This window comes from Mesorhizobium sp. B1-1-5, from assembly GCF_006443065.1.
Taxonomy (GTDB): domain Bacteria; phylum Pseudomonadota; class Alphaproteobacteria; order Rhizobiales; family Rhizobiaceae; genus Mesorhizobium.
Genome location: NZ_VFWS01000152.1, coordinates 1 through 10,833 on the forward strand (window position 1 = coordinate 1; position 10,833 = coordinate 10,833).

At 64.6% G+C, this 10,833-nt stretch carries 8 protein-coding genes; 5 read left to right on the forward strand and 3 right to left on the reverse strand.

Annotated elements, in window-relative coordinates; all coding sequences use genetic code 11:
• Positions 1 to 256: 256 nt before the first annotated feature.
• A complete protein-coding gene (gene trpS / locus FJ980_RS27270; RefSeq protein ID WP_140546775.1) occupies positions 257 to 1,324 on the reverse strand; it encodes a tryptophan--tRNA ligase in 1,068 nt (355 codons plus the stop codon).
• 232 nt (positions 1,325 to 1,556) lie between these two features.
• Between trpS and FJ980_RS27275 the strand changes: the two genes are divergently transcribed.
• Positions 1,557 to 1,802, forward strand: a complete 246-nt coding sequence (locus FJ980_RS27275; protein ID WP_095766111.1) for a type II toxin-antitoxin system VapB family antitoxin — start codon at positions 1,557 to 1,559, stop codon at positions 1,800 to 1,802.
• Complete coding sequence (locus tag FJ980_RS27280) at positions 1,802 to 2,206, forward strand: type II toxin-antitoxin system VapC family toxin (RefSeq protein WP_140546776.1); 405 nt, start codon at positions 1,802 to 1,804, stop codon at positions 2,204 to 2,206. The genes FJ980_RS27275 and FJ980_RS27280 overlap by 1 nt, the downstream gene beginning before the upstream one ends.
• Here the strand turns inward: FJ980_RS27280 and murJ are convergent.
• Together murJ and FJ980_RS27290 are read right to left on the reverse strand one after the other, a co-directional pair.
• The gene (gene murJ, locus FJ980_RS27285) at positions 2,181 to 3,788 is read right to left on the reverse strand and encodes a murein biosynthesis integral membrane protein MurJ (protein ID WP_140546777.1); all 1,608 of its coding nucleotides are present in this window, start codon (positions 3,786 to 3,788) and stop codon (positions 2,181 to 2,183) included. The genes FJ980_RS27280 and murJ overlap by 26 nt on opposite strands.
• A gap of 39 nt (positions 3,789 to 3,827) precedes the next feature.
• On the reverse strand, positions 3,828 to 6,629 hold the full coding sequence (locus tag FJ980_RS27290; protein WP_140546778.1) for a [protein-PII] uridylyltransferase: 2,802 nt from the start codon (positions 6,627 to 6,629) through the stop codon (positions 3,828 to 3,830).
• 186 nt (positions 6,630 to 6,815) lie between these two features.
• Between FJ980_RS27290 and FJ980_RS27295 the strand changes: the two genes are divergently transcribed.
• The 3 genes from FJ980_RS27295 (at position 6,816) to FJ980_RS27305 (ending at position 10,683) form a co-directional block, all read left to right on the forward strand.
• Positions 6,816 to 9,317 carry a heavy metal translocating P-type ATPase gene (locus FJ980_RS27295; RefSeq protein WP_140546779.1) on the forward strand — a complete coding sequence of 834 codons (2,502 nt, stop codon included), beginning with the start codon at positions 6,816 to 6,818 and terminating at the stop codon, positions 9,315 to 9,317.
• Positions 9,318 to 9,358: 41 nt separating this feature from the next.
• Positions 9,359 to 9,748, forward strand: a complete 390-nt coding sequence (locus FJ980_RS27300) for a DUF305 domain-containing protein (protein ID WP_140546780.1) — start codon at positions 9,359 to 9,361, stop codon at positions 9,746 to 9,748.
• An 89-nt stretch (positions 9,749 to 9,837) separates the two neighbouring features.
• Complete coding sequence (locus FJ980_RS27305) at positions 9,838 to 10,683, forward strand: aldo/keto reductase (RefSeq protein WP_140546781.1); 846 nt, start codon at positions 9,838 to 9,840, stop codon at positions 10,681 to 10,683.
• Positions 10,684 to 10,833: the final 150 nt, after the last annotated feature.

Below are 10,833 nucleotides of genomic sequence, written 5' to 3' on the forward strand. Positions count from 1 at the left end.
TCATCGAGCCGGACGACTTCCAGCACTGGCTGGGCGTGGAAAAGATCATGCGCGAGGAAGCCACGGCGACGGCGCGCTCGCATTCGGGCGTGTCGTCGATGATCGCCAGGAACTTGCGGCGATGGCCGGCTTCGCGGCTGAGGCGTTTGGAGACCATGTCTATCTGCTCGGTATGGTTTCGGTCGCAATCTGCCACTGCCGCGAACCGGCGGCAAGCCGCCGGCCTGCGCGGCAATGGTCCGAGGAGGTCGCTGGGTCAGTCCTGCAGAAGGCCGATAATGTCGCGCACCGTCTTCATCGTGCCCTCGGCGATTGCGCGGGCCCGGTCGCCGCCATCCTTGAGCACGGCGTCGACATAGGCGCGGTCGCCCTCGATGCGGCGCATCTCGGAAGCGATCGGCGCCAGCTTCTCCACGGCAAGATCGGCAAGCGCCGGCTTGAACACGGAAAACTGTTGCCCGCCATACTCCTTCAGCACCTCTTCCTTCGAGATTTCCGCGAGGCCGGCATAGATGCCGACGAGATTTTCCGCTTCGGGCCGGCTTTCCAGCCCGTCGATCTCGCTCGGCAAGGCCTCCGGATCGGTCTTGGCCTTGCGGATCTTCTTCGAGATCGTGTCGGCATCGTCGGTCAGGTTGATGCGCGAGAGATCCGACGGATCCGACTTCGACATCTTCTTCGAGCCGTCGCGCAGGCTCATGATGCGCGCCGCCGGGCCGCCGATCACCGGTTCGGTAATCGGGAAATAGCCGTTCACCGTCTCTTCGCCGACCTGCATTTCGACGCCGACGCCAAGGGCGGCGATCTTCTCGGAGAAGTCGTTGTTGAATTTCTGGGCGATGTCGCGGGTCAGCTCCAGATGCTGCTTCTGGTCCTCGCCCACCGGCACATGGGTTGCGCGGTAGAGCAGGATGTCGGCGGCCATCAGGCTCGGATAGGCGAGCAGGCCGAGCGAGGCGTTCTCGCGGTCCTTGCCGGCCTTGTCCTTGAACTGCGTCATCCGGTACATCCAGCCGATGCGCGCCACACAGTTGAGGATCCAGGCGAGCTCGGCGTGCTGCATGACCCGCGACTGGTTGAAGACGATGTGCTTCTTGGGGTCGATGCCGGAGGCCAGGAACGCCGCAGTGATCGAGCGCGTCTGGTCGCCCAGATCCTGATACACGAGCTGCGCCGTCAGCGAATGCAGATCGACGACGCAATAGATGCAGTCGGACTGATCCTGGAGGGCGACGAATTTCTTGATGGCGCCGAGATAGTTGCCGAGATGCAGGTTGCCGGTCGGCTGGACGCCCGAAAAGACGAGTGGCTTGAAGGCGGACATTAATTCCTCATGGCTTGTGGAGGGCCGTTAAGCGTGCTTCCAAAAAGTTGCAGACTTTTTGGAGCCAACATGCGGCTGGATACCGCGCGCGGGGAAAGTCTTGCGACGGCGCGCTTATGGACGAAGCCGGTTGCGGGATCAAGAGGCGCGGACGAGCTGGCATGGGGGCATCGGTACGTTGACATTGTCGTACATAGGCTACATATTTCTAACTACATAAAGGAATGTAGCGGTGACTATCAATATCAACAACAAGGAAGCCGACAGGCTGACGCGCGCTTTCGCCAAAGCTGAAGGGGTCGGCATCACCGAGGCAATCGTGATCGCCATGCGCGAAGCCCTGGAGCGGCGGCGCAATCGCGAGACGCCGCTGGAAACGGCGGCACGACTGCGAGCCGAGTTTGGAATCAAGCTTAGCGAACAAGCGCGCAAACCGCTGCCGCAGTCCGTTTATGATGAACTTTCCGGCGACGACTGATGTTTGTCGACGCCGCCGCCATCGTCGCGATCCTGAGCAACGAGACGGAAGCCGAGCGATGCGCGCAGGCCGTCATGAAGGCATCGGCACCGTTCACGTCGGCGATAGCCGTTTGGGAGGCGGCGATGGCGCTCGCGCGACCAGAAAAGCTGGCGATTCCGGTCGCCAGAAGCGCGGAGATTGTAGACCGCTTTCTGGAAGAGCGGGCAATTGCCTTGCGCGAGCTTCCGCCTGCATCCGAGGCAACATCCCTGTCCGTCGAGGCCGCTGCGCGGTTTCGCAACAATGCTGTCCGCCTAAACATGGCGGACTGCTTCCACTACGCTTGCGCCCGATATTACGCCGTTCCGATACTTTCTACCGCCAACGAATTCCGACTCACGGATCTGGAGACTGTTCCCTGACGGGCGGTAGCGCCTTGGGTGAACGACGTTTCACGTTCCGCCGGATCATGCCGAAATCGGCGCCGCCCGTGACAAAGGCGGCGATGAAGTAGAGCGCCGCGCCTCCGGCGACCAGCCCAAGCACCGTCGTCGCCTTCACCACGAGCGGCGAGCCAGGCGCAATCTGCGCGGCAAAATGGCGCTCCGCGAAGTAAAGCGCCACGGCCATGATCACGGCGCAGAGCACCAGACGGGGAATGCGTCGCAAGAGCGGCACGTCGCGGCCCCAATGCCCGCGCCTGATCAGCATGGCGAGCAGCATCAGCGCGTTGACCCAGCCGGCGACGGCCGAGGCGACCGCGATGCCCGGCGCGCCCATCGACGGGAACAGGCTCAGCGCCGTCGCGACATTCACGCCGACCGAGATGGCGGCAAAAATCATCGGCGTGCGCGTGTCCTCGCGGGCGAAATAGCCGGGCGTGAACGCCTTGATCAAAACGAAGGCGGGCAGGCCGAGGCCGAAGATCGCCAGAATCGAGGCGACGATCGGCGTCGAGTGGTTGGCGGCGAAGGCGCCGCGCTCATAGACCAGCCGCACGATTGGCTCGGACATCACCCAGAGTGCCGCGGCCGCGGGCAGCGTCATGAACAAGGTGAACTCGACCGAGCGGTTCTGCAAATTGGCTGCCTCGACCAAATTGCCCGATTTCAGCGCCCGCGACAGTTCCGGCAACAGCACGATGGCGACGGCCACACCGACGACGCCGAGCGGCAGCTGGTAGATGCGGTCGGCATAGGCGAGCGACGATACGGCGCTGTTCTGCGCCGACGCGATCGCCGTGCCGATCAGCTGGTTGATCTGCGTGATGCCGCCGGTGATCGCCGCCGGCAGCGCCAGGATCAGCAGCCGCTTGACGTTGGGCGTCATCTTCGGCCGGCGAAAGCCGATCGAGATGCCGGCATTGCGCACCGCGATCCAGACGATGGCGAGTTGCACGATGCCTGCCGCCAGCACGCCCCAGGATAGGCCGAAACCGACATCATGCGCGTCCAGCCCGTGATACCAGGCATAGGCGAGCAGGCCGATCAGGATGATGTTGAGGAAGGCGGGCGCGATCGCCGCCGCGAAATAGCGGCGCAGCGAGTTCAGCATGCCGGCCATCATGGCGCCGAGCGACATGCAGATGAGATACGGGAACATGATCGTCGCAAGCCGGACGGTCGTCTCGAACTTGCCTGGAATGTCGGCAAAGCCCGGCGCCACCAGGTAGCGCACGATCAGCGGCATCGCCAGTTCCATCGCGATGGTCAGCGCCAGAAGCGCTGAGAACAGCACGCCGAACACTTCCTCCGAGAAGCGCTTGGCGCCGTCGGTGCCATGCTGCTCGATCTCCTTGGCGAACAGCGGCACGAAAGCGGCGTTGAAGGCGCCCTCGGCGAACAGCCTGCGGAAGGTGTTGGGAAACTGGAAGGCGGCGTTGAAGGCGTCGGCGACCGGTCCGGTGCCGAGTGCTGCCGCCATCAGCATCTCGCGGCCGAAGCCCAGCGCACGGCTCATCAGCGTGCCGGAGGCGACGGTGGCGAATTTCTTGACTAGGCTCATGCTGGGAACGACTGCCAGAAAAATTGCGTCAAATGGATGTCACTCGGCGGCCGCCTTGGCCTTGCCGTTGCGTTCGGACGAATTGCCTTCAAGCGTATCGATCAGCCGCTTGTGGATGGTGGCGGTGCGCGTCGGGCTGTCGATCTTCTGTCCGGTCAGGTCGGTGACGTAGAACGTGTCGATGACCTTCTCGCCGAACGTCGTGATATGCGCCGAGGCGATGTCGAGCGAAAGGTCGGAGAGCGTCCCGGTGATCTCGGACAGCAGGCCCGGCCGGTCCAGCCCCTCGACCTCGATCACCGAAAAACGGTTCGACAGCGTGTTGCGGATCTCGGCGCGCGGCGGAATCCGGAACGCCTTGGCGCCGCGCTTCGGCTTGGTGCGCTTCTCGATCATCTCGGGCAGCCAGCTCTTGCCCGAAAGCACGTCCTCGATCAGCCGGCCGACGCGTTCTGCGCGGCGGCGTTCGTCCTCGTCGCGGTCGAACTCCCTGGAGATCAGGATGGAGTCCAGCGCGCGGCCGTCCGAGGTGGTGAAGATCTGCGCGTCGACGATGTTGCCGCCCGCCGCGGCGCAAGCTCCCGCAATGATCGAAAGCAGGCGCGGATGGTCCGGCGCCAGCACGGTGATCTCCGTCACCGCCTCGAACTCATGCGTCTTGACCATGGTGGCGAGCTTCTTGCCGGCCGCATCCGCCTCGCGGATGAATTCGGCATGGCGAAGCTGGTCGGCAAGGTCAACCGCCAGAAGGTAATTCTCGTAGTGCTGCGCGACATAGCGCTTGCGCTCCTTCGCCGGCCAGGCGGACAGCGCCTCGGCCAGCCGCTCGCGCGCCGCGGCCGTGCGCTCGGCGCGCGAGACTTCCGAAAAGCCGCCCGTGAGGAGCAGTTCGGTCTCGTAATAGAGCGTGCGCAGCAACTGCCCCTTCCAGCCGTTCCACACGCCCGGCCCGACGCCCCTGATGTCGCAGACGGTGAGGATCAAAAGCAGCTTCAGCCGCTCGGCCGATTGCACGATCGAAGCAAAATCCTCGATCGTCTTGCGGTCGTTGAGGTCGCGCGTCTGCGCCGTCATCGACATCACGAGGTGGTTCTCGACCAGCCAGGCGACCGTCTCGGTGTCGGCGGCCGACAGCCCCATATGCGGGCAGATGCGCCGCGCTATCCTGGCGCCGGCTTCCGAATGGTCTTCCGGCCGGCCCTTGGCGATGTCGTGCAGCAGCACCGCGACATAGAGCGCCTCCCGGCTCTTTCTCAGGCTAGGCATCAGCGTGTGCGACAGCGGATGCACCTTCGCGCCGTCGCCGCGCTCGATCTCGGCCAGCACGCCGATGCAGCGGATCAAATGCTCGTCCACCGTATAGTGGTGGTACATCGAGAACTGCATCATGGCGACGATCTTGCCGAAGTCCGGGATCAGCCTGCCAAGCAGCCCCGCCTCGTTCATGCGCCTGAGATTGAGCTCGGCATTGCGGTCCGATGTCAGGATATCGAGGAACAGCCGGTTGGCCTCCTCGTCGCGCCGGAGCGACTTGTTGACCAGGCCGAGCGAACGGGTGAGCAACTTCAGCGCATCGGGGTGGAATTCCAGCCCATGCTTGTCGGCGAACCAGAACAGCCTCAGCAGATTGACCGGGTCGCGCTCGAACACGCTGTCGTCGGCGATGTTGATGCGGTGATTGTCGACGATGAAGTCGGACGTGCCGGCAAGCTTGCGCTTGCGCCGCGAGAAGGTGAGGAAGATGCGGTTGAAGCCCGGCACGTGCTTGGCCTGCTCTTCCTCGAGCGCCGCGCAGAAGATGCGGGTGAGGTCGCCGACATCCTTGGCGACGAGGAAATAGTGCTTCATGAAGCGCTCGACCGCCGACAGGCCGGGATGCGTCGTATAGCCCAGACGCTCTGCGATCTCGCGCTGGATGTCGAAATGCAGCCGCTCTTCCGCCTTGCCGGTAAGGAAATGCATGTGGCAGCGCACCGCCCAGAGAAAATCCTCGGCCTTCTGGAATTCGCGATATTCGGCCTCGGTGAAGACGCCCTTCTCGACCAGTTCCTCGCCGGTGCGCACGCGATAGAAATATTTGCCGATCCAAAACAGCGTTTGCAGGTCGCGCAGGCCGCCCTTGCCGTCCTTGACATTGGGCTCGACCAGATAGCGGCTTTCGCCGGCCTTGGCGTGGCGCTCGTCGCGCTCGGCGAGCTTGGCCTGCACATATTCTGGCCCGGTCGTGCGCACCACTTCATGGTCGAAACGGGTGAGCAGTTCTTCGTAGAGCTTCTGCTCGCCCCACAGGAAGCGCGCCTCGAGGATCGACGTGCGGATGGTGATGTCGCCGCGCGACAGCCTGAGGCACTCGTCGATGTTGCGGGTGGCGTGGCCGACCTTCAGCCCCATGTCCCACAGCATATAGAGCATGTATTCGACGATCTGCTCGCCCCATGGGGTCTGCTTGTAGGGCAGCAGGAAAAGCAGGTCGATGTCGGAGCCCGGCGCCAGCGTGCCGCGGCCGTAGCCGCCGACGGCAACGACCGCCATGCGCTCGGCCGCGGACCGGTTCTTGACCCGGTAGACATGGGTGGCGGCGAAATCATAGAGCGCCCGGATCAGATCATCCATCAGATGCGACAGCCGCTCGGCGCAGGCATTGCCGCCGCCGTCCTGCTTGAGCATGGCCTCGGCGATCTTTCGCCCTTCGGCCATCCTGGCCTTGAGCAGCTGGAGGACGGCCGTGCGGACAGCCGGTCCTGAACCGTCGCCGGCGCTCGCCGCCGTCAACGCGGTCAAGTCGCGGCGCAGCGCGTCGCCATCGATGATTTCGTCGAGTTTCAGGGAGATCTTTGCCATTCGGCGGCGTCTATAGCCTGTTTTCGAGGCGCTGTGTATGGGGGGCCTGCGGCGCGTTTCCGGCAGCGCGCGATGGACGCCACGCGAAGCCGGATGGCGAAAGCCGGAAAAATTCAAACCATCCCTTGACCTTCCAGTTACTGGAAGCACTACCTCCGCCTCAAGTTTGAAATTCAGAGACCTGGCATGACCGATTCCGACCACCACCATCATGCGCATGGCGGCGGCTGCTGCTCTGCGAAGAATATCGCGCCCGACACCGAAGCGGTGATTCGCGATCCTGTCTGCGGCATGACGGTCGATCCGGCGGCCGGCAAGCCGACGGCCGAGCATGGCGGCCGCACCTTTCATTTCTGCAGCGAGCGCTGCCGCACGAAATTCCAGGCCGAGCCGGAAACGTATCTTTCCGCCACCGATCCCGTCTGCGGCATGAGCGTCGACCGCGCGAGCGCGAAGCACTTCGTTCGCCATGAAGGGCAGGGCTTCTATTTCTGCTCCTCCGGGTGCAAGGCCAAGTTCGAGGCGGAGCCGGCAAAATACCTCGCTGGCCGGTCCGAGCCGCAGCCGATGCCCAAGGGCACGCAATACACCTGCCCGATGCATCCCGAGATCATCCGCGACAAGCCCGGCTCCTGTCCGATCTGCGGCATGGCGCTGGAGCCGATGGGCGTGCCGACAGGCGAGGAAGGCCCGAATCCCGAGCTCATCGATTTCACGCGCCGGTTCTGGGTCAGCGCGGTGCTCTCCGTGCCCCTCCTGGTCATTGCCATGGCGCCGATGCTGGGCTTGAGCTTCGAAACCCTGATCGACGGCCGCACGAAGACCTGGGTGGAACTGGCGCTTGCGAGCCCGGTGGTGCTGTGGGCGGCGTTTCCGTTCTTTCATCGCGGCTGGGAATCGATCCTTAACCGCAGCCCGAATATGTGGACTCTGATCTCGCTGGGCGTCGGGGCCGCCTACCTCTACAGCGTGGTCGCCGCCTTGTTCCCGGACATCTTCCCGCATCAGTTCCGCGGTCATGATGGCGCCGTCCCGGTCTATTTCGAGGCCGCCGCGGTCATCGTCGCGCTGGTTTTCCTCGGCCAGGTGCTGGAACTCAAGGCCCGCGAGCGCACCGGCTCGGCCATCCGCGCGCTTTTGGACCTTGCCCCGAAGACGGCGCGGCTGATCGGCGCCGACGGCTCCGAGAAGGACGTGCCGCTCGACAGCGTCAAGTCCGGCGACCGCTTGCGCATCCGTCCCGGCGATGCCGTGCCGGTCGACGGGATCGTCCTCGAGGGCCGCTCGGCGATCGATGAATCGATGATCACCGGCGAACCGCTGCCGGTCGAGAAGACGGAGGGCGACACGCTCACCGGCGGCACGCTGAACAAGAACGGCTCGCTGGTCATGCGCGCCGAGAAGGTCGGCGCCGAGACCACGTTGTCGCGCATTGTCGAGCTGGTCGCCAAGGCGCAGCGTTCGCGGGCGCCGATCCAGGGTCTCGCCGACCGCGTGTCCTTCTATTTTGTCCCGGCCGTCGTTCTGGTCGCGGTCCTGGCCTTCATCGCCTGGTCGATCTTCGGCCCCGAACCGAGCCTGATCTTCGCCATCGTCTCGGCGGTGTCGGTGCTGATCATCGCCTGTCCCTGCGCGCTCGGCCTTGCGACGCCGATGTCGATCATGACCGCCACCGGGCGCGGCGCGCATGCCGGCGTGCTGATCAAGGAAGCGGCGGCATTGGAACGTTTCGCTTCGGTCGACACGCTGATCGTCGATAAGACCGGCACGCTGACCGAGGGCAAGCCGCGGCTTACCGACGTCGTTCCGGTCGCGGGCATCGACGAGAACGAGCTGCTGGGCCTCGCGGCCGCGCTGGAAAAGGGCTCCGAGCATCCGCTGGCCGAGGCGATCGTCGAGGGCGCCGCCGCGCGCGGCCTGAAGCTGGCCGACGCGGTCGATTTCGAAGCCATCACCGGCAAGGGCGTTTCGGGCACGGTTTCGGGCAGGAAGGTCGCGCTCGGTAATGCGGCCATGATGGCGGACCTCCGTGTCGCAACGTCGGCGGCCAATGCCGAGGCGCTGCAGGCCGAAGGCAAGACGGCCATGTTCGTGGCTGTCGAGGGCAGTTTCGCCGGTATTGTCGCCGTCGCCGATCCCGTAAAGGCGACGACAGCCGAGGCGATAAGGGCGCTGCACGACAAGGGGCTGCGCATCATCATGGCGACAGGCGACAACGAGCGCACGGCACGAGCGATCGCCGGCAGGCTCGGCATCGACGAGGTCCGCGCCGGGTTGCTGCCGGATGAGAAGGGCCAGCTGGTCGAGGAGCTGCGTGCCAAGGGCGCCGGCGTCGCCATGGCCGGCGACGGTGTCAACGACGCGCCGGCGCTGGCCGGCGCCGATGTCGGCATCGCCATGGGCACCGGCGCCGATGTCGCGGTCGAAAGCGCCGGCATCACGCTGGTTAAGGGCGACTTGAATGGCATCGTCAGGGCACGCACGCTCGCCCAGGCGACGATCCGCAACATCCGCCAGAACCTGTTCTTTGCCTTCCTCTACAACGTGCTCGGCGTGCCGGTCGCGGCCGGCGTGCTCTATCCGCTCACCGGCACGCTTTTGTCGCCGATGATCGCCGCGGCGGCGATGAGCCTGTCATCGGTCTCCGTGATCGGCAACGCGCTGCGGCTGAGAACGTTGAAACTCTGAGCAAGACCCCCAGATACGAAATCCAACAGAAGGAGACCTGAATGACCCTGGCCAAGAAAATCGTGCTGCTGCTGATGGCGGCCGGAATGCTGCTCGCCGTGTTCCTCGAAAGCGTGCCGGCCTCGTCGGAGGAGATGAAGCACGACATGTCCAAGATGGCGATGGGCGCCCAGAGCCCGGCCACCGTCGGCTACGAGAAGGCGATGAAGAAGATGCACAAGGACATGACGATCAAATACACCGGCAATGCCGATGTCGATTTCGTCCGCGGCATGATCCCGCATCATCAGGGCGCCATCGACATGGCCAAGGTGGTGATCGCCAATGGCAAGGATCCGGAAATCCGCAAGCTCGCCGAAGGCGTCGTCGCGGCACAGGAAGCCGAGATCAAGCAGATGCAGGACTGGCTCGCCAAGCATCCGGCGAAATAGTCACTGCGGGAAATCCGGGCGGCCAGCCGGCGTCGGTCTGGATTTCCGGCTGTGGCTGTGCTGCGATCCAGCCTTACGCGGAGAACGCCATGCCCTCGTCGATCAGAACCTTGAAGCTGCCGTCGGGCGAGACCGTCCCGGTGCTGGGCCAAGGCACCTGGAAGATGGGTGAGGACCGGCGTCGCCGCGCCGATGATGTCGCGGCGCTGAAGCTTGGGCTGGACCTCGGCATAACGCTGATCGACACGGCGGAAATGTATGCCGATGGCGGCGCCGAGGAGGTGGTGGCGCAAGCCATCGCCGGGCGCCGCGACGAGACCTTCCTGGTCTCCAAGGTGCTGCCCTCCAACGCCTCGCGCGCCGGCGTGAAGCGCGCCTGCGAGAGCAGCCTGAAGCGCCTCGCTACCGACCGCATCGATCTCTATCTGCTGCATTGGCCCGGCAGCGTGCCGCTGTCCGAAACCGTCGAGGCGTTCGAGGCGCTGAAGTCGCAAGGCAAGATCCGCCACTGGGGCGTCAGCAATTTCGACACCGACGAGATGGAGGACCTTGTCGGGCTGCCGTCCGGCGCCAACGTCCAGACCAATCAGGTGCTCTACAATCTGTCGCGGCGCGGCCCGGAATTCGACCTTGCGCCGTGGTGCGTGAAGCGCGGCATCCCGCTTATGGCTTATTCGCCGGTCGAGCAGGGTGCGCTGGCCCGCAATGCCCGGCTGGAGGCGGTCGCTGCGCGCCACAACGCAACCGCCGCGCAGATCGCGCTTGCCTGGGCGATGGCGCAGGAAGGCGTCATCGCCATTCCGAAGGCTGCCCGCCAGGAGCATGTCCGCCAGAACGCCGCCGCGCTCGATATCCGATTGACTGCGGAGGATTTCGCCGAGCTCGATCGCGCCTTCCCGCCGCCGACGCGCAAGCGCGGTCTGGAAATGATTTAGTGGCACTGCACAGGGATGTTTATCGGCCGGCTCTGTTGCATGGCAGGCGGCATGCGCTGGAGATTGGCCGAAACGCCCATCGCGATCGTCATTCCAGGGCGGAGCAGCCGCGAAGCGGCGTCGCGGAGACCCTGGAATCCATTCCGTGAC